This is a genomic window from Bacteroides fragilis, assembly GCF_019583405.1.
In the GTDB taxonomy this organism is placed as follows: domain Bacteria; phylum Bacteroidota; class Bacteroidia; order Bacteroidales; family Bacteroidaceae; genus Bacteroides; species Bacteroides fragilis_B.
This window is the reverse complement of sequence record NZ_SZUU01000002.1, coordinates 673,440-691,802: the sequence shown is the minus strand read 5'-3', so window position 1 is coordinate 691,802 and position 18,363 is coordinate 673,440. Positions and strand designations below refer to the sequence as shown.

General features: G+C 44.2%; 17 protein-coding genes, 1 rRNA gene and 1 pseudogene. 14 read left to right on the top strand and 5 right to left on the bottom strand.

What is annotated here, in order from left to right; all coding sequences use genetic code 11:
• The 11 genes from rrf to FDF36_RS07235 all read left to right on the top strand — a co-directional run.
• A 5S ribosomal RNA gene (gene rrf / locus FDF36_RS07285) occupies nucleotides 1-84 on the top strand; the annotation flags it as partial.
• A 124-nt stretch (nucleotides 85-208) separates the two neighbouring features.
• Entirely contained in the window at nucleotides 209-481 is a 273-nt protein-coding gene (locus FDF36_RS07280) for a hypothetical protein (RefSeq protein ID WP_005780897.1), read from the top strand.
• Between the two features lie 401 nt (nucleotides 482-882).
• Nucleotides 883-2,379 carry a 2-isopropylmalate synthase gene (locus tag FDF36_RS07275; RefSeq protein ID WP_005780895.1) on the top strand — a complete coding sequence of 499 codons (1,497 nt, stop codon included), beginning with the start codon at nucleotides 883-885 and terminating at the stop codon, nucleotides 2,377-2,379.
• A gap of 47 nt (nucleotides 2,380-2,426) precedes the next feature.
• On the top strand, nucleotides 2,427-3,821 hold the full coding sequence (gene leuC / locus FDF36_RS07270) for a 3-isopropylmalate dehydratase large subunit (RefSeq protein WP_220390870.1): 1,395 nt from the start codon (nucleotides 2,427-2,429) through the stop codon (nucleotides 3,819-3,821).
• Nucleotides 3,822-3,923: 102 nt separating this feature from the next.
• The gene (gene leuD, locus FDF36_RS07265) at nucleotides 3,924-4,514 is read left to right on the top strand and encodes a 3-isopropylmalate dehydratase small subunit (RefSeq protein ID WP_005780891.1); all 591 of its coding nucleotides are present in this window, start codon (nucleotides 3,924-3,926) and stop codon (nucleotides 4,512-4,514) included.
• Nucleotides 4,493-6,022 (top strand): alpha-isopropylmalate synthase regulatory domain-containing protein, encoded by a 1,530-nt coding sequence (locus FDF36_RS07260; RefSeq protein WP_220390869.1) that lies wholly within the window; start codon nucleotides 4,493-4,495, stop codon nucleotides 6,020-6,022. Before leuD ends, FDF36_RS07260 begins: the two co-directional genes overlap by 22 nt.
• Before the next feature lie 12 nt (nucleotides 6,023-6,034).
• The gene (gene leuB / locus FDF36_RS07255) at nucleotides 6,035-7,096 is read left to right on the top strand and encodes a 3-isopropylmalate dehydrogenase (protein ID WP_005807868.1); all 1,062 of its coding nucleotides are present in this window, start codon (nucleotides 6,035-6,037) and stop codon (nucleotides 7,094-7,096) included.
• Between the two features lie 217 nt (nucleotides 7,097-7,313).
• Nucleotides 7,314-8,048: a glycosyltransferase gene (locus FDF36_RS07250; protein ID WP_220390868.1), complete on the top strand. Its 735-nt coding sequence runs from the start codon at nucleotides 7,314-7,316 to the stop codon at nucleotides 8,046-8,048.
• A gap of 4 nt (nucleotides 8,049-8,052) precedes the next feature.
• Nucleotides 8,053-8,700, top strand: a complete 648-nt coding sequence (locus tag FDF36_RS07245) for a lipid-A-disaccharide synthase N-terminal domain-containing protein (RefSeq protein ID WP_220390867.1) — start codon at nucleotides 8,053-8,055, stop codon at nucleotides 8,698-8,700.
• Nucleotides 8,690-10,243: an ArnT family glycosyltransferase gene (locus FDF36_RS07240; protein WP_032535605.1), complete on the top strand. Its 1,554-nt coding sequence runs from the start codon at nucleotides 8,690-8,692 to the stop codon at nucleotides 10,241-10,243. Before FDF36_RS07245 ends, FDF36_RS07240 begins: the two co-directional genes overlap by 11 nt.
• Before the next feature lie 13 nt (nucleotides 10,244-10,256).
• A complete protein-coding gene (locus tag FDF36_RS07235) occupies nucleotides 10,257-11,267 on the top strand; it encodes an NAD-dependent epimerase/dehydratase family protein (RefSeq protein WP_220390866.1) in 1,011 nt (336 codons plus the stop codon).
• A 265-nt stretch (nucleotides 11,268-11,532) separates the two neighbouring features.
• Here the strand turns inward: FDF36_RS07235 and FDF36_RS21195 are convergent, their stop codons facing one another.
• From FDF36_RS21195 to FDF36_RS07215, 5 genes and pseudogenes are all read right to left on the bottom strand, one after another.
• Nucleotides 11,533-12,141, bottom strand: coding sequence for an NUDIX hydrolase N-terminal domain-containing protein (locus FDF36_RS21195; protein WP_259281391.1), 609 nt, complete (start codon nucleotides 12,139-12,141; stop codon nucleotides 11,533-11,535).
• A 126-nt stretch (nucleotides 12,142-12,267) separates the two neighbouring features.
• Nucleotides 12,268-12,783, bottom strand: a pseudogene (locus FDF36_RS21190) (HAD family hydrolase); the annotation flags it as partial.
• Nucleotides 12,784-12,886: 103 nt separating this feature from the next.
• Complete coding sequence (locus tag FDF36_RS07225) at nucleotides 12,887-13,450, bottom strand: Crp/Fnr family transcriptional regulator (RefSeq protein ID WP_005821368.1); 564 nt, start codon at nucleotides 13,448-13,450, stop codon at nucleotides 12,887-12,889.
• Nucleotides 13,451-13,462: 12 nt separating this feature from the next.
• A complete protein-coding gene (locus FDF36_RS07220; RefSeq protein WP_005821366.1) occupies nucleotides 13,463-14,128 on the bottom strand; it encodes a phosphatase PAP2 family protein in 666 nt (221 codons plus the stop codon).
• Nucleotides 14,129-14,151: 23 nt separating this feature from the next.
• Entirely contained in the window at nucleotides 14,152-15,990 is a 1,839-nt protein-coding gene (locus FDF36_RS07215; RefSeq protein ID WP_220390864.1) for an LTA synthase family protein, read from the bottom strand.
• A gap of 90 nt (nucleotides 15,991-16,080) precedes the next feature.
• Here FDF36_RS07215 and cysK point away from each other — a divergent pair, with 90 nt between their 5' ends.
• From cysK to FDF36_RS07200, 3 genes are all read left to right on the top strand, one after another.
• The gene (gene cysK, locus FDF36_RS07210; protein ID WP_220390863.1) at nucleotides 16,081-17,031 is read left to right on the top strand and encodes a cysteine synthase A; all 951 of its coding nucleotides are present in this window, start codon (nucleotides 16,081-16,083) and stop codon (nucleotides 17,029-17,031) included.
• A gap of 132 nt (nucleotides 17,032-17,163) precedes the next feature.
• Nucleotides 17,164-18,033 carry a tetratricopeptide repeat protein gene (locus tag FDF36_RS07205; RefSeq protein ID WP_050550260.1) on the top strand — a complete coding sequence of 290 codons (870 nt, stop codon included), beginning with the start codon at nucleotides 17,164-17,166 and terminating at the stop codon, nucleotides 18,031-18,033.
• Nucleotides 18,034-18,162: 129 nt separating this feature from the next.
• Nucleotides 18,163-18,300, top strand: a complete 138-nt coding sequence (locus tag FDF36_RS07200) for a hypothetical protein (RefSeq protein ID WP_220390862.1) — start codon at nucleotides 18,163-18,165, stop codon at nucleotides 18,298-18,300.
• The last annotated feature ends 63 nt before the right edge of the window (nucleotides 18,301-18,363 follow it).

Here is an 18,363-nt window from a genome sequence, read left to right as displayed (position 1 = left end):
CCTCTTCCCATTCCGAACAGAGAAGTTAAGCCTGATCACGCCGATGGTACTGCGTAACAGTGGGAGAGTAGGTAGTCGCCGTTTTCAGAGAGTTCATCCCCTTGGGTCGAAAGACACGAGGGGATGACTTGTTTTTGGGAGATTCATTTATTTTATCTATATTTGCAAATGAGTATTTATATAAATGTTTAAAGCAAATATTTAAAGTATGAAGACAAAATTCTTTTTAGCTGCTGCAATGGTGGCATTCTCTTTTGCGATGATTTCTTGTGGTGGTAATAAAACAGCTAATTCGGAAGCTGCTACAGACTCTACGTCAGTTGCTGTAGAAGCAGTGGAATCTGCTGCAACTTGTTGCAAAGGTGACTCTGCTGTTTGTGACTCTACCAAGGCTTGTTGCAAAGATAAAGCTGCATGCGACCAGAAAACAGAATGCCCTCAGAATGCAAATTGTGAAAAGAAAGCTTGTGATAAGAAGTAATCAGCAGGTATTAAAGCTATAATTGAGTGGGAATAAGGTATCTAACAGTACTTTATTCCCATTTTTTGTAGGCAGATATATGAACTTTGATTGTGATATATTTGTTATTATATAGTAGTTCTTCTTATGAAATGATATTTTTATGAATAAAAAAGTAACGTTTTATTTGGAGGCTAAGAAATAATCTATACCTTTGCATCGTCAAACAATAAAAGAGACAATAAACATGAATCAATCATTTATACATATTCTACTGTGTGGTATTATTATTCTGCTGGCAAAGGTCGGGGGAAGTGAGTGTCGCGCGTAAATGTGTATAATGAAAATATACGAAAGCCTTTCTCACTTCCTTGTGTGAAAGGCTTTTTTGATGGTGTATAATCAGATTAAAAAAATAGAATATGAGCGACAGATTATTTATTTTCGATACCACCCTTCGCGATGGTGAACAAGTACCGGGATGCCAGTTGAATACAGTGGAAAAAATTCAGGTGGCAAAGGCATTGGAAGTTTTAGGTGTAGATGTAATTGAGGCAGGCTTTCCTATTTCCAGCCCGGGTGATTTTAACTCGGTGATTGAAATATCAAAGGCTGTGACCTGGCCGACGATTTGTGCATTGACGCGTGCGGTACAAAAAGATATCGATGTGGCAGTGGATGCCCTGAAGTTTGCTAAACATAAGCGTATTCATACGGGAATCGGTACTTCAGATTCACATATTAAATATAAATTCAATTCTAATCGGGAAGAGATTATCGAACGTGCTGTGGCGGCAGTGAAATATGCCCGTCGTTTTGTGGATGATGTAGAGTTTTATGCAGAGGATGCAGGACGTACGGATAATGAATATCTGGCTCGTGTGATTGAAGCGGTTATTAAGGCTGGTGCTACGGTAGTAAATATTCCGGATACAACAGGTTACTGCCTGCCTTCCGAGTATGGCGCGAAAATCAAATATCTGGTAGATCATGTAGCAGGTATTGAGAATGCAATCATTTCTACCCACTGTCATAATGATTTGGGAATGGCTACTGCCAACACGATGGCAGGTATTCTGAATGGTGCCCGCCAGGTAGAGGTTACCATCAACGGTATCGGTGAACGTGCGGGAAATACGGCCCTTGAAGAGATAGCAATGATTATTAAAAGCCATCACGAGATTGATATTGAGACGAATATCAATACTCAGAAGATTTATCCTACCAGCCGTATGGTATCGAGCCTGATGAATATGCCGGTACAGGCTAATAAGGCCATTGTTGGACGCAATGCATTTGCGCATTCTTCGGGTATCCACCAGGATGGCGTACTTAAGAATGTGCAGACTTATGAAATAATTGATCCGCACGATGTGGGTATCGACGATAACTCTATCGTATTGACAGCCCGTAGCGGACGTGCTGCCTTGAAAAATCGCCTTTCCATTCTGGGTGTGACACTGGATCAGGAAAAACTGGATAAAGTATATGAAGAATTCCTGAAACTTGCCGACCGCAAGAAAGATATTCATGATGATGATATTCTGGTATTGGCGGGTGCAGACAGAAGTGGTAACCATCGCATTAAATTGGAATATCTTCAGGTGACCAGTGGAGTAGGAGTCCGTTCTGTTGCCAGCCTCGGATTGAATATTGCCGGAGAGAAATTTGAAGCGGCTGCCAGTGGTAATGGTCCGGTGGATGCTGCTATCAAGGCTCTGAAGCGTATTATTGACCGTCATATGACTTTGAAGGAATTCACGATTCAAGCCATTAGCAAAGGAAGTGATGATGTGGGTAAGGTACACATGCAGGTTGAATATGATAACCAGATGTATTACGGATTTGGTGCAAATACAGATATTATAGCTGCATCGGTAGAAGCCTATATCGACTGTATCAACAAGTTTACTAAGTGATGTGACTCTAAACGTAATTTGTAAATCGTAAAATAATAAATAAAAAGATGAATACATTATTTGATAAAATATGGGATGCGCACGTAGTGACTACGGTGGAAGATGGCCCTACACAACTCTATATCGACAGATTATATTGTCACGAAGTGACCAGTCCTCAAGCTTTTGCCGGTTTACGCGCACGCGGTATTAAAGTACTCCGTCCGGAGAAGGTATATTGCATGCCGGACCATAATACACCGACTCACGATCAGGATAAGCCTATTGAAGATCCTATCTCAAAAACTCAGGTGGATACATTGACTAAGAATGCAGCCGATTTTGGGCTGACGCATTATGGGATGATGGATAAAAGAAATGGTATTATTCATGTGGTAGGTCCCGAACGGGGACTCACTTTACCCGGAATGACGATTGTCTGTGGCGATTCACATACTTCTACTCACGGTGCGATGGGAGCGGTTGCTTTTGGTATCGGTACAAGTGAGGTTGAAATGGTACTTGCTTCACAATGTATTTTGCAGTCACGTCCCAAGACTATGCGTATCACGGTAGATGGCGAATTGGGTAAGGGAGTTACAGCCAAGGACATTGCTCTTTATATGATGTCGAAAATGACGACCAGCGGTGCAACCGGTTATTTTGTAGAATACGCCGGTGAGGCAATTCGCAGTCTGACAATGGAAGGCCGGTTGACACTCTGTAATCTTTCTATTGAGATGGGAGCCCGTGGCGGTATGGTTGCTCCCGATGAAGTGACTTTTGAATACATCAAAGGGCGTGAAAATGCTCCTCAGGGCGAAGAGTGGGATAAAGCAATGGCGTATTGGAAAACTTTGAAGAGTGAAGAAGATGCGGTTTTTGATAAAGAAGTCCATTTTGATGCAGCTGATATCGAGCCGATGATCACTTATGGAACTAATCCGGGTATGGGTATGGGCATCACGCAGCATATTCCTACAACCGAGGGTATGAATGAAACAACGAAAACTTCATTCTTGAAATCTCTGGACTATATGGGATTTCAGCCGGGTGAATCATTGTTGGGTAAAAAGATTGATTATGTATTTCTGGGTGCTTGTACTAATGGGCGTATCGAAGACTTCCGCGCATTCGCTTCCATAGTGAAAGGGCGTCAGAAAGCCGAACATGTGATTGCATGGTTAGTGCCGGGTTCTTGGATGGTTGATGCCCAGATCCGTGAAGAAGGATTGGATGAGATTCTGGAAGATGCCGGTTTTGCTATTCGTCAGCCGGGATGTTCGGCTTGTCTGGCCATGAACGATGATAAGATTCCTGCCGGTAAATATTCAGTTTCCACCAGTAACCGTAATTTTGAAGGACGTCAGGGACCGGGAGCCCGTACGTTATTGGCCAGTCCGCTTGTGGCGGCCGCTGCTGCCGTGACGGGAGTGATTACCGATCCGAGAGAACTGATGTAATAGAGCTATAGGACGATCGGGGATTTACTGCTCGAGGAGTTTGTGAACGGAGATTGTCCGCCTGCACTGTAAATCGCAATTATTTAAATCGAAAATAAAAAGATGAAAGCAAAATTCAATATACTTACAAGTACTTGTGTACCCCTTCCATTAGAGAATGTGGATACAGACCAGATTATTCCCGCGCGTTTTCTGAAAGCTACAACCAAGGAGGGGTTTGGAGAGAACTTGTTCAGGGACTGGCGTTATGATAAACAAGGGAATAAAATAGAATCATTCGTGTTGAATGACCCTACATATGGAGGACAAATTTTGGTAGCCGGAAAAAATTTTGGTTCGGGATCCAGCCGTGAGCATGCTGCCTGGGCCATTGCCGATTATGGTTTCCGTGTAGTGGTGAGTAGTTTCTTTGCAGATATTCATAAAAACAATGAATTGAATAACTTCGTTCTTCCGGTTGTGGTAACCGAGGAATTTCTTGCAGAATTGTTCGATTCCATCTTTAAGAATCCGAAGATGGAAGTGGAAGTCAACCTGCCGGAACAAACCATCACTAACAAAGCTACCGGAAAGAGTGAACATTTTGAAATCAATGCCTACAAGAAGCACTGTCTGATGAATGGACTTGACGACATCGACTTTTTATTGACTAATAAAGATAAAATAGAACAATGGGAAAAGGCGTCAAAATAGAAATCATGGACACGACTCTCCGCGACGGTGAACAGACCAGTGGAGTATCGTTTGTGCCCCATGAAAAACTAATGATAGCCCGACTTCTGCTGGAAGAGTTGAAAGTAGATCGTGTGGAGGTAGCTTCGGCACGTGTGTCCGATGGAGAGTTTGATGCGGTGAAAATGATATGTGACTGGGCTGCCCGAAGGAATCTGCTGCAAAAAGTAGAGGTATTGGGGTTCGTCGACGGACATACTTCATTGGATTGGATTCATGCTACCGGATGTCGTGTCATCAATCTGCTGTGCAAAGGTTCGCTGAAACATTGTACCTGCCAGTTGAATAAAACGCCCGAAGAACATATCGAAGACATTCTTGCCGTAGTGGATTATGCCAATGAACTCGATATTGAGGTTAATGTATATCTGGAGGATTGGAGTAATGGTATGAAGGACTCTCCCGAATATGTGTTCCGGATTGTGGATGCATTGAAGGAGACGACTATCAAACGGTTTATGCTTCCCGACACATTGGGTATCCTGAACCCGCTTCAGGTGATTGAGTTTATGCGGAAGATGAAAAAGCGTTATCCTGACACACATTTCGACTTTCACGCACACAATGATTATGATCTGGCTGTAAGTAATGTGCTTGCTGCCGTGCTGAGTGGGGTAAAAGGGCTCCATACCACTATCAACGGTTTGGGTGAACGTGCCGGAAATGCTCCTTTGGCGAGTGTACAGGCCATCTTGAAAGACCATTTCAATGCCATAACCAATATCGATGAGAGTCGGCTGAATGATGTGAGTCGTGTGGTCGAATCGTATTCGGGCATTGTGATACCCGCCAACAAACCGATTGTAGGTGAGAATGTATTTACTCAGGTGGCCGGCGTACATGCCGATGGAGACAATAAAAGTAATCTTTATTGTAATGATCTGCTTCCCGAGCGTTTCGGGCGTATACGCGAGTATGCTTTGGGGAAAACTTCCGGTAAGGCCAATATCCGCAAGAATCTTGAAAGTCTGGGACTGGAACTGGATGAAGAGTCCATGAAGAAGGTTACGGAGCGAATTATTGAGTTGGGTGATAAGAAAGAGTTGGTTACTCAGGAAGACTTGCCCTATATTATTTCTGATGTGTTGAAGCACGATGGCATGAGCAATAAAGTAAAATTGAAAAGCTACTTTGTCACTTTAGCACACGGATTGAAGCCGATGGCAACACTGAGTATCGAAATCGACGGTCAGGTTTACGAAGAAAGTTCTTCTGGTGATGGACAGTACGATGCCTTCGTACGCGCTTTGCGTAAAGTATATAAGGTGACTTTGGGGCGTAAGTTCCCGATGCTGATCAATTATGCCGTAAGTATCCCTCCCGGAGGTCGTACCGATGCCTTCGTACAGACAGTCATCACCTGGAGTTTTGGTGAAAAGGTGTTCCGTACCCGTGGATTGGATGCCGACCAGACAGAGGCTGCCATCAAAGCTACTATTAAAATGCTGAATATGATAGAAGAATATTAATTATTGAACAATATGGATTTTAAAATTGCTGTATTAGCCGGTGACGGCATCGGACCGGAAATCTCTGTACAAGGTGTAGAGGTGATGAGTGCCGTCTGTGAGAAGTTTGGACATAAAGTAAACTATGAATATGCCATTTGTGGTGCGGATGCTATTGATAAAGTAGGTGATCCTTTCCCGGAAGAAACCTATCAGGTGTGTAAGAATGCCGATGCAGTTCTTTTTTCGGCTGTAGGTGATCCTAAGTTTGACAATGACCCGACTGCCAAGGTACGTCCGGAACAAGGGCTGCTGGCTATGCGTAAGAAACTCGGTTTGTTTGCCAATATCCGTCCGGTACAAACCTTTAAATGTTTGGTTCATAAGTCGCCTCTTCGTGCAGAGTTAGTAGAGGGAGCCGACTTCCTGTGTATCCGTGAGCTGACAGGTGGTATGTATTTCGGTGAGAAATATCAGGATAATGATAAAGCATATGACACGAATATGTATACACGCCCTGAGATTGAACGTATCCTGAAAGTCGGTTTTGAATACGCAATGAAGCGTCGCAAACACCTTACCGTAGTCGATAAAGCCAATGTACTTGCTTCCAGTCGTTTGTGGAGACAAATTGCACAAGAGATGGCACCGCAGTATCCGGAGGTGACTACTGATTATATGTTTGTGGATAATGCTGCAATGAAGATGATCCAGGAGCCTAAGTTCTTTGACGTAATGGTGACGGAGAATACCTTTGGTGACATTCTGACCGACGAAGGTTCTGTAATTAGCGGTTCTATGGGATTACTTCCGTCTGCTTCTACGGGCGAGAGTACTCCGGTGTTCGAGCCGATTCACGGTTCATGGCCGCAGGCAAAAGGTTTGAATATTGCTAATCCACTGGCACAAATCCTTTCGGTAGCAATGTTGTTCGAATACTTCGATTGCAAAGCCGAAGGCGCTTTGATCCGTAAGGCTGTCGATGCTTCTCTGGATGCAAATGTGCGTACTCCCGAAATTCAGGTAGAAGGTGGTGATAAGTTTGGCACGAAAGAAGTAGGAGCATGGATTGTTGATTACATCCGGAAAGCCTGATTTCGTTTTTATATTTATAAAACAACAGACAATGCCGGAGAGGAGTGACATTCTCTCCGGCATTCTTTTTTTGTTTTAAGTCTGTATGAATGTTATAATCCGGTTTTATTTTTTCTTTTTGTGCTATAAAAACATAAATTGGATTTGGTTTGTTGTTTCAATACCCCTGTTTTATTTCTTATTTTTTGTATTTTTGCGGGATATTTACAATGAGGCAATGAATAAAACGATCAATTATCAACTGACTATCGTTGTTCCGGTATACAACGAAGAAGACAATATCTACTCTTTGGAACAGAAATTGGGAGAATTTTTGCCCAACTCTATTTGTACGGCTTGTGTATTGTTCGTGAACGATGGTTCACGCGATAACAGTAAGCAACGTATCATGGAGGTATGCGCGCGCAATAAAGATTTCTTTTATATGGATCTGGCGAAAAATTCGGGATTGAGTGCCGCCATGAAAGCGGGTATCGATTACGCTGAGTCGATATATGTGGGATACATGGATGCCGATCTTCAGACTACTCCCGAGGATTTCAACCTGTTATTGAAGGATATTGCCGACTATCAGTTGGTGATGGGTATCCGTGCCAATCGTAAAGACTCCTTCTTTAAGAATCTCCAGTCTAAGATTGCCAATGGTTTCCGGCGGATGATGACCCATGATGGTGTTCAGGATACAGGTTGCCCTCTTAAAGTGTTGCATACGGCCTATGCCAAACGTATTCCGTTCTTTACGGGTATGCACCGTTTTCTTCCTGCGTTGATTTTATTGCAGGATGCTAAGATCAAACAGATTCCTGTCCGTCATTTCCCGCGTGTAGCAGGTACATCCAAGTATCATTTGTGGAACAGATTGGTTTCTCCTTTCCTCGATTGCTTTGCGTACCGTTGGATGAAGAAGAGATATATTAACTATCGTGTCGGCGACAATAACTTAATGGAGTAGTCTTGTGGGAGGTAACGGCTTTATTTATGTAATCGGTTTTTTGGCGCAGGCTTTTTTTTCTGCGCGCATCATATTCCAGTGGGTACTATCGGAAAAAGCAAAGAAGGTAGTGTCTCCTTCCATATTTTGGGTTCTGAGCATTGCCGGTTCTTACCTGTTGTGTATTTATGGGTGGTTACGTGATGATTTTTCTATTATCTTCGGACAGTTTATTTCTTATTATATCTATTTGTGGAATTTGAACGAGAAAGGTATTTGGAATAAATTGCACGGAGTACTGAAAACTCTGCTGGTAATTACCCCTGTTGTTGCAGCAGCCTTTATGCTGCACGATGCACAACACTTTATTGATAGTTTCTTCCGAAACGAGAAGGTGCCTCTCTGGCTTTTGGTCTTCGGTTCAATGGGACAAGTCATTTTCACTCTTCGTTTTGTATATCAATGGGCTTATTCATTCCATCATAAAGAGTCTTTACTGCCTGCCGGTTTCTGGATTATCAGTCTGGTCGGTTCATCGGTTATTGTGGCATACGGTGTATTCCGTCTCGATCCGGTTCTGATTTTGGGTCAGTCTGTCGGTTTCGTAGCCTATTTTCGCAATCTGATGATTGGGCGTAAAAGCTCCCAGCAATCAGTTGCCTATGAAAAGTAAATTTCTTCCGTTTTTATTATTGCTGGCAGTATTGCCGGTGCTGATTTTCCGGGATTATACTCCCTCCAATGAGTTACGCTATCTGAGTATTGTCGACGAGGCACTGCGCAATGGTGATATTTTTACGTTCACCAATCACGGTGTGCAATATGCCGATAAGCCTCCTTTGTATTTCTGGATTCTGATGCTGGGCAAATGGTTGCTGGGCAGTCATGCCATGTGGTTTGCGTCACTTTTCTCTTTCATTCCTGCTCTGGTGATTATGCTGGTAATGGATCGATGGGTAGAACGTGAAACATCTGCGGCCAATCGTCTTTCGGCACAGCTAATGTTGATGAGTTGCGGCTTGTTTTTAGGGTTGGCAGTTGTTTTGCGTATGGATATGCTGATGTGTATGTTCATCGTTCTTGCCCTCCGTACTTTCTACCGGATGTTGAAAGGACAGGGCAGCAAGAACCGGAATGCCTTTCTGTTTCCCTTCTATATTTTTATGGCTGTTTTCTCCAAAGGTCCGGTCGGTATATTGGTACCCTTGCTGTCTACTTTTGTTTTTCTGCTTATTACCGGGCGTGTGAAAACCTTCGGACGCTATTGGGGATGGAAGACATTTGCCGTGCTACTGTTAGGATGTTTCATCTGGTTTGGTGGTGTCTGTTGGGAAGAGGGAGGTTTGAACTATCTGCATGATCTGCTATTCCGCCAGACTGTAGGACGGGCTGTCAATGCTTTCGACCATAGTGCACCCTTTTATTATTATTTTATTTCCGTTTGGTATTCGTTGGCTCCTTGGGCGTTATTGCTGATAGGGGTGATTGTGGCCGGGGCATGTCGTCGGTTGATCCGTTCAGATCTGGAGCGTTTCTTTATGGTAATCATCCTCAGTACTTTGCTGATGTTGTCTTGTTTCAGTGGTAAACTTGCCGTCTATTTGGCGCCGACTTTCCCATTTTTCGTCTATCTGGCCGTACTTTTACTATCACATTTCCGATGGAATCAATGGCTGGCGTTGACGTTGGTTCTTCCTGCCGTTGTTTTTGTGGCAGGTCTGCCAGCTCTTATCGTGTTGGGACGAATGCCGGGTACCGAATTTCTGGGACAGAAGCTTTTTTACGTGGCCGGTGGAGTGTTGACAGTTAGTGGTTGTGCGGCTCTGTATTTCCTCTATCGGAAGAAATCGTTGAACAAGACTATCAATACGCTTGCCTTCGGATTGTTTTGTGCTATCTTTGTGGGCGGTTGGGATGTACCTGCCATTAACAGTGAGTTAGGGTATTCCGAATTATGCCGGAAAGCAGTGGAACTTTCCAAAGAGAAAGGCACTTCCGGTTATTGTGTCCTGAATGTACGTCGTCCTGAGAATATGGATGTCTATCTGCACGAAGGTGTGAAAGAAGTGACCGAAGAAGAAGTTTTGGATAATAAATATCAGAATACCATCCTGATGATTTCGAACAAGAAAATACGTTCGAACAAGGAACTGCAGAAATTTGTTGACGGTAAGGAACATTATGTTATAGGCCGTTTTTCCGTAATGGTACTCTAAATAAGATTGAATCATGAAAGTATTAGTGACAGGAGCTGCCGGTTTTATCGGCTCTTATACAGTAAAAGCATTGATAGCACAGGGTTGCGAAGTTGTAGGGTTGGATATAATCAATTCTTATTATGATGTGCAGTTGAAGTACGACCGCCTTGCTGATACTGGTATAGCAAAAGACTCAATAGAAGATGGTATATTGTTGCCAAGTACTAAATACCCTTCTTATCGTTTTATTAAGATCGATTTGACTGATCGTGACGGACTGAACCATTTGTTTGAATCCGAACATTTTGATGTTGTGGTTAATCTGGCAGCCCAGGCGGGTGTGCGCTATTCGATTGAAAATCCTTATGCGTACATCGAATCGAATGTTGTAGGCTTCCTGAATTTGCTGGAGTGTTGCCGTCATTACCCGGTGAACCATCTGGTATATGCCAGCTCAAGCAGCATTTATGGCCTGAATGACAAGGTGCCTTACGCTGAGACGGATAAGGCCGATACACCGGTGAGTTTATACGCAGCGACGAAAAAGTCGAATGAACTGATGGCCCATGCTTATAGCAAACTGTACGGTATACCGACTACCGGTGTGCGTTTCTTTACAGTGTACGGTCCGTGGGGACGTCCGGATATGGCTCCATGCCTGTTTATGAAAGCAATCCTGAACGGAGATCCCATTAAAGTATTCAATAATGGGCAGATGCGTCGTGACTTCACTTATATAGACGATATCATCGCAGGGTTGATGAAGATCATCGCCCATCCTTCTGCCGATCCTATTCCTTTCTATATTTATAATATCGGTAATTCCGCTCCTGTGGAACTGATGAATTTCATTTCTGTGATTGAGAAAACAGCGGGTAAGACGGCAGTTAAGCAGATGATGGGGATGCAGCCGGGAGACGTGGTATGTACTTATGCCGATACAAGCCGGTTGGAAAATGATTTTGGCTATAAGCCTTCTACTTCCATAGAAGAAGGAATCCGAAAATTCTATGACTGGTATATAAAGTACTTCAATAAGTAACTTTTTTGTTGAGTAAATAAGATTTCATTTCATCCGAAGTCCTAAAGCATAGAAAGAAAAACTACTTGAGAAGGTAAGCAAACTTCGTCTCTGCGGGCAAGATGTGTATCTTTGCGGCTAAGATATTCATCTTGCCTGCGGAGATGGATATCTTGCCTGCAAAGATGAGGAAAGTTAGACGAAGGAAGTAAGCACTCAGATAATAAATTGGATAATCTCGTATATGTGATTATTTTTATAATATATCTATTGGTTTCTCACTTTTTTAGTCAAAGATCGTGTGCCAATTTTTATCATAATATGCATCAAAACATAGTCTGACTTGATCTGCATTGTTCTTCTCCTCTGCCAGTGGAGGTAGTTCGTCTAATCCGAAATATTTACTTTTAACGGTTTCCGGATTGTCAGTGAACTCACCTCCCACGACTTTGCATAATACAAAAGCCTTGGTAACTCCATAGGCATATTCGGGCAGGTTGTGTAGTTTTCTATCTTGTACAGCAATTAGTTTTATTGGAATTACATCCAGTCCTGCTTCTTCTTTCACTTCTTTGACAGTGTTTGTTTTAATAGATTCGTATACATCGACCCATCCTCCGGGTAAAGACCACGTACCATTTTTTTCTTTGACAAGCAGAATTTTATCCTTTTGGAATATAGCGGCTCTTGTGTCCAGTTTAGGGGTTTGGAACCCTGTTTCATTGCAAAAGACAGATTTCACATGACTCAATGAATATCCGCTACCTAAACTGATCATTTCAGCTGAAATCTCCCGTATTCTTCCAAATCGTTCTATATCGAATGGATCTTTTGAGTAGCATAGCCCTCCCTGTGCTAAAAATTGCAGTTCTGTTGCCAATTTTACCCAGGGCATTCTGTCACGTTTATTCTTGTCGATGGATAAAAGATAAAGAATATCAGTGGGATGATTAAAGTAATAATCTGTGTGGATATGGTTTACACAGTGGCATCCCCACAATGCTAAACCGAAAGCTACGCCCGCACTTGACGCACATTGCATGTCGTAAAATGTGTCTCCAATATAAATGGTTTCCTCTTTCTTTGTTTTCGACTGTTCGAGATATTTCAGCATGGGGGCAGGAGAAGGCTTAGGCTTATCACTGTCTCCGGCACAAATTACGGTATCAAAATACCCGTCCAGGCCGAAGGGAGAAAAATCAGTTTTGTATTCTTCCCTGTTTTTGGATGTTATCACACCTAATTTGTAACCCCGGTTTCTGAGCTCTTTCAGAACATCTGCTACGCAGTCAAATAGTCTGATCGTATGAGAATAATTGGCAAGGCAGGTATTCCAGACGATATTACTATTTTGTGTATCTGATATTCCCAACTGCTTCAATGCTTCCTCCCCGGGTATCCCCAAAGCGAAAGTTAGGTCGGACAGCTCCACTTTTTCGTTTTTTAATTCCCATATTGTATCACGCAGAGAATTTAATACGGCATACTCCGTGTCGAGTAAGGTGCCGTCTATGTCAAATATTACCGATTTAATCATATTCCTATATGTTTTTGTTGTTGAAATAAAGACATTGTTGTTTGAGGCAAAAGTAGGAAGGATAAACCGGAAAAAATTTGTGATAGATTAAAATAGTGTGTTGCTAATACTCTGCCCGTATTTTACTTAGTGTGGGTAAGGTAATGCCGAGGTAAGAGGATATATAGCCTAAATTAACCCTGTTGTGTAAGTCGGGGAAATCTTTTAGCAACTTTTCATAACGTTCTTTGGCCGTAAGCGTAAGTCTTTCAATACGCAGATTTTGTAATAGTAGGAATGCTTCCTGATGGGCGATACGGGCCCAATTTGCTAATTCGGCATTTGTTTGGAATAAATTGTTAAGTGTATCTATCGGTATGGAATATGCCACCGTTTCTTCAAGAGTCTGCACATATTCAAAGCCTACCTTATTTTTTAGGAAATCCAACGAACCGTAAGTCCAGTCTCCTTCTTTCGAAAACCAGGTGGTGGTTTCCTTGCCATCAGTCAAAACATAGGATCTTGTAAGTCCCGATTCAATGAAAAACACATTCCTATCCGGCTTATTTGCGCTTATTATATGAGTTTTGGTGGGGAATAGGTGTTTCTTGAATCCGGAAGTCAATAGTTCTATTGAATCGTTCGATACAGGATATTTTTTCTTTATGGATTCTATGATCTTATTCATATGTCGGGACCGTTAGGCCATGATGAAAGCGTAAATCAGAATTCCCAACGTGGTCAGCAAACCGGCATAGATCGTGATTTCCGTATGTTTCACTTTGCCGAAGGAGGTGCCTTTGGCTATTTTCTTCAACAGATAGCACATCAGTGCAGCTCCGCAGCATCCTATGACAGCTCCTACAATCAGGTCGCCCGGATAGTGTACTCCCAGATAGATGCGTGTATAACAGTTCAGTGTGGCCCATAGGAGAATGAAAAGGCTCAGCCACCGTTTGCGGAACAGGAAAACCAGGAAGAAGGCAAGTCCGAAAGAGTTGGAGGCATGACAGGATGGAAACCCGTAGCGTCCGCCCCGGTAGTTGTTTACTACGTGAACGAGGTCGGAGATCGGATTCTCCGGGTTTGCCGGGCGCAAGCGCTCTACGACGGGACGTATCAGGCCGGCACAAACCTGATCGGCAAAAGTAATGGTCAGTGCGATGGCAGCCAGACAGCACAAAGTTATTTTCCAGTTGAAATTCTTTAGCAGTACATACAAGATGCTGGCATACATCGGCACCCAGATCCATTTCCCGGTGAAGGTACTCATGAAATAGTCGGCAAAGGTGTTATGAAAACCGTTGAGGTATAGCAGCAGGTTCTGGTCTACGTTGGCCAGTGACTGGATAAGGTCGTTAGTCATATCGTTGTTGGGTTATGGGGTGATTATCTTTTAGCGAGGTCGTCGTACAGCTTTTGCAAGTATGCTTTAGCTTTGGGTAAATTCTCTCCTTTATGTTCTCCTTCGTCCGAAACGACAGAGTTCGATTCACAGTTGAATACGACTTCATTTTCCGGTGTCATCATTCCGAAAGCGTTCGGGAAAGTGAAGAATCCGAAGTGAGGAGAGGCCGGGTTAAGCATATTTTTACTGAAAGCGAACTCTTCGTGCGGAAGTCCCAGTTGCCCCAGCAGTGTGGCGGCAATGTCGATCTGTGAACCGTAAGTATCGATATGTTTCGGTTCTTTCACCGCTCCTCCTATGAAAATCAACGGAATCCGGTAACGGTCTACGGTCAGGTTGTCTATATCCTGCGGATAGGCTCCCAGATGATCGGGTACAAGAATGATGACCGTATTCTTCCATAAAGGAGTCTCTTTGAACCGGTGTACAAAGTCGCCGGCACAACTGTCCGCATAAGCAAAAGCATTCAGTCTCGGATTGTCCAGCCGTTGAAACGGAACTTCGAAAGGTTCGTGACTGCTCGAAGTCTGTACTATTTTCATAAAAGGTTCTTTGGGAGGATTCTGTTCCAGGTCGTTCAGCAGTCGGTTGAATACCACGTGGTCGTGTGCTCCCCATTTGCTGAGACGTTCGGAAAGAGGAAAATCCTTATCGGAAACGATGTTGTCAATTCCTGCCTGAATCAGGTAAGAACGCATATTGGTGAAGTCGGCATCTCCTCCGTAATAATATTGCAGGTCGTATCCTGCCTTTCTCAGGCTGCCGGGGATCGAAGGCAAGTGTTGCGTCTTCTTCGGGTACTTCATGATGCTGGTAGTCGGTTGTGCCGGATAACCACTGATGATGGCTGCCAGTCCGCGGTCGGTACGGAAACTGTTGGCGAAGAAGTGGGTAAACAAGACCCCTTCACGTCCGAACTGATCCATGTTGATAGCTACGTTGGGTTCTCCTCCAAGGGTTTCCATCAGTTTGGACGAGAAGCTTTCAAGTATGATTAATATCACGTTCGGGCGTTCGGTAGTGAAAAGCTGAGGAACACTGTCGGCCGGGGTAACCGGTTTATCCTTGAGTTCCGCGAAGAGTTTGTCGGCCTCCTCAGCCGTCATGAACCGGTATTGTTTGTCGAAATTATCCTGTCGCGACAATGACTCCATCAGGCTGAAACAAGGATTGATGGCCGCATGGTTCAGTCGCTGGTTGCTGCTGAAGTAAGCTTTGCTCAGGTTCATGGTCGACACCGTGAAGCCTCCCCGTATCGGGATGAACAGGAGTCCGGTGACGAGCAGCAGAACTCCGGATACGCTTAACCGGTGAAAAGGTATTTTCAGAGGTTGCTTCTGATAAATCAGCACCCGATAGAATATCCGGTAAAGCAGGGTTGCATAAACGGCGATTGCGGCCAGTCCGGCTATTACGACCCAAATGCTGACACTGGCCAATGCGTCTTTGGGAGAAGAGAAGAGGTAAAAAAGCGGGGTGGCATCCATACGGAACCCCCAGTATTCATATAACCCTAAGTCGCCGATAAAGATACAGGATAGCAGGATGGCTATGATCATGAAGTATACCCGGCGTATCTGGCGGATAATGGAAGGTTGTATCCAGACCGAAGCGATCAGCAGTAGTCCGGGAATAGCGGTCAGATAACCGGCAAGCGAAAGGTCCAACGGAAGCCCGTGCCCTATCACGGAGAAATAATCAGTCCATGACACCTTATTATATAAGGTATGGTAGTAACCCATGAAAATTGGTTTCTGGAGGACGAATATGAGGACAAAAAGAAAATAAGTCGTGACGAATTGGATAAGTCTTCTCTTCATAAACTCTATACTTAAAAAGATTGAACGGTCACAAAGGTACGATTCTTTTCTTTATCTTTGCGCATTAACTGTGGTAAAACAGAGAGCTATATGGCAAAAATCGCAAAGAAACTTACCGAACTGATAGGCCATACTCCATTGATGGAGTTGTCCGGTTATAGTCGTAAATACGGCCTGCAAGAGAATATTATCGCTAAACTGGAGTCATTTAACCCTGCCGGAAGCGTAAAGGACCGGGTGGCACTTTCGATGATCGAGGATGCCGAGAAGAGAGGAGTTCTGAAGCCCGGTGCCACGATCATCGAGCCGACCAGCGGAAATACCGGTGTGGGACTGGCCATGGTGGCCACCATTAAAGGGTATCGGTTGATACTGACCATGCCCGAAACGATGAGTCTGGAACGTCGCAATCTGTTGAAAGCACTGGGAGCACAAATTGTATTGACTGACGGGGTAGCAGGAATGGCCGGTTCCATAGCCAAAGCTAAGGAACTGAAAGATTCGATCCCCGGTTCGGTCATTCTGCAACAGTTTGAGAATCCTTCGAATGCGGAGGTGCACACACGCTTCACCGGTGAAGAGATCTGGCAGGACACTGACGGACAGGTGGCTGTGTTTGTAGCGGGAGTAGGAACGGGCGGAACCGTTTGCGGGGTGGCCCGTGCACTGAAAAAGCATAATCCGGATGTATATATAGTAGCTGTGGAACCGGCGTCGTCTCCCGTACTTGAAGGCGGGAAGGCCGCTCCCCACCGTATACAAGGGATTGGGGCGAATTTTGTTCCCGGTATTTACGATGCTTCGGTTGTAGACGAAATCATGCCTGTGCCTGACGATGAGGCGATCCGTGGTGGGCGTGAATTGGCTTCTACGGAAGGACTGTTGGCGGGGATCTCTTCCGGAGCCGTTGTTTATGCAGCCCGCAAGCTGGCCGAACGTCCGGAGTTTAAAGGAAAGAGGATCGTGGCTTTATTGCCCGACACCGGCGAGCGTTATCTCTCTACCGAGTTATTTGCGTTTGACGCTTATCCTCTGGATTAAAAAGCACACTCGTGCTTGTCTGACATTTTAATATATATGAACCGGAGATCGGCCTCTGACCGATCTGTGGAGAAAGAAACTGTATGCTCAGCGTATACTCCCCATTACCGGTTCGTTTTTAATAGATTATTTATGAATCGAAAAACTATCATTGTTCCCTTTCCTTTGGGAGAGGGGATAGGGAGGAAGTATCTTTTTCTCCTTCTTTTCTCCATCTTTTCCATATCCCTTTCCGCCCAGACCTATCAGGAACTTTCTGAAAAGGCCGTCGAGTGTGTTGGAAAAGACAGTCTGGCGCAAGCCGAAGATCTTTTGAAGCAGGCATTGAGACTGGAACCGAAGAACCCCCATAATGCTCTGTTGTTTTCTAATCTCGGCTTGGTGCAGCGCAAGCTGGGACGTTATAATGATGCTGTCGAGTCGTATACTTATGCACTCAACATTGCGCCGCTCGCCGTGCCCATTTTGCTGAACCGTGCCGCCATCTATCTGGAGCAGGGCATGCAGGACAAGGCTTATGTGGATTATTGCCAGGTGATGGATGTGGACAAGAAGAATACGGAAGCCTTGCTGATGCGGGCGTATATTTATATGTTGCGGCGGGATTATAAAGGGGCTCGTCTGGACTACCAGCGTTTGCTGGAAATTGATCCGAAGAATTATAACGGACGCCTCGGCTTGGCAACTTTGGAACAGAAAGAGGGCAAATTTCGTGAATCGCTCGATCTCCTGAACCAATTGTTGGTGGAATTTCCCGAAGATGCCGTTTTGTATGTGGCCCGTGCCGATGTAGAGCGGGATATGAAACATGAAGATCTGGCACTGGTGGATTTGGACGAAGCCATCCGCCTGGCACCTAACTCCGTCGATGCCTATTTGCTGAGGGGGGATATCTATCTGGACCAGAAAAAGAAGTCGCAGGCGAAGGCAGATTTCGAGAAAGCTATTTCGCTGGGAGTGCCCCCTGCCGATGTTCACGAACAGATGCAACAATGCAAATAATTTCGGAAAATAATAGTCCGGAAGCTTGACTTTTGCTGTTGATTATCGTATCTTTGTAAGCGTAATCATAAACTATATTCAGATTAAAATACGATAGAAGGGAGAAGTTGAAAGCTTTTCCCTTTTTTTATGCCTCTTCTGCTTTTCGGCATGGAACGCCAGTGTATGTGGGGAGAAGTCCGGCTTTCGGATGATAAAAGCTCGGCTTTTCAACCCAAACAGACGGTTGCTCTGATTCGAACAGACACTATCTTCCGTCCCAAATGAAGCTTTGTTCCGGTGCATTACAATATGTGTTATGAAAATATCTCTTATTGTTATCGGCCGGCG

Coding starts and splice junctions, on each gene's coding strand:
- FDF36_RS07280 (WP_005780897.1), top strand. CDS start 209: ATGAAGACAAAATTCTTTTTAGCTGCTGCAATGGTGGCATTCTCTTTT.
- FDF36_RS07275 (WP_005780895.1), top strand. CDS start 883: ATGAGCGACAGATTATTTATTTTCGATACCACCCTTCGCGATGGTGAA.
- leuC (WP_220390870.1), top strand. CDS start 2,427: ATGAATACATTATTTGATAAAATATGGGATGCGCACGTAGTGACTACG.
- leuD (WP_005780891.1), top strand. CDS start 3,924: ATGAAAGCAAAATTCAATATACTTACAAGTACTTGTGTACCCCTTCCA.
- FDF36_RS07260 (WP_220390869.1), top strand. CDS start 4,493: ATGGGAAAAGGCGTCAAAATAGAAATCATGGACACGACTCTCCGCGAC.
- leuB (WP_005807868.1), top strand. CDS start 6,035: ATGGATTTTAAAATTGCTGTATTAGCCGGTGACGGCATCGGACCGGAA.
- FDF36_RS07250 (WP_220390868.1), top strand. CDS start 7,314: ATGAATAAAACGATCAATTATCAACTGACTATCGTTGTTCCGGTATAC.
- FDF36_RS07240 (WP_032535605.1), top strand. CDS start 8,690: ATGAAAAGTAAATTTCTTCCGTTTTTATTATTGCTGGCAGTATTGCCG.
- FDF36_RS07235 (WP_220390866.1), top strand. CDS start 10,257: ATGAAAGTATTAGTGACAGGAGCTGCCGGTTTTATCGGCTCTTATACA.
- FDF36_RS21195 (WP_259281391.1), bottom strand. CDS start 12,141: ATGCCCTGGGTAAAATTGGCAACAGAACTGCAATTTTTAGCACAGGGA.
- FDF36_RS07225 (WP_005821368.1), bottom strand. CDS start 13,450: ATGAATAAGATCATAGAATCCATAAAGAAAAAATATCCTGTATCGAAC.
- FDF36_RS07220 (WP_005821366.1), bottom strand. CDS start 14,128: ATGACTAACGACCTTATCCAGTCACTGGCCAACGTAGACCAGAACCTG.
- FDF36_RS07215 (WP_220390864.1), bottom strand. CDS start 15,990: ATGAAGAGAAGACTTATCCAATTCGTCACGACTTATTTTCTTTTTGTC.
- cysK (WP_220390863.1), top strand. CDS start 16,081: ATGGCAAAAATCGCAAAGAAACTTACCGAACTGATAGGCCATACTCCA.
- FDF36_RS07205 (WP_050550260.1), top strand. CDS start 17,164: ATGAATCGAAAAACTATCATTGTTCCCTTTCCTTTGGGAGAGGGGATA.
- FDF36_RS07200 (WP_220390862.1), top strand. CDS start 18,163: ATGCCTCTTCTGCTTTTCGGCATGGAACGCCAGTGTATGTGGGGAGAA.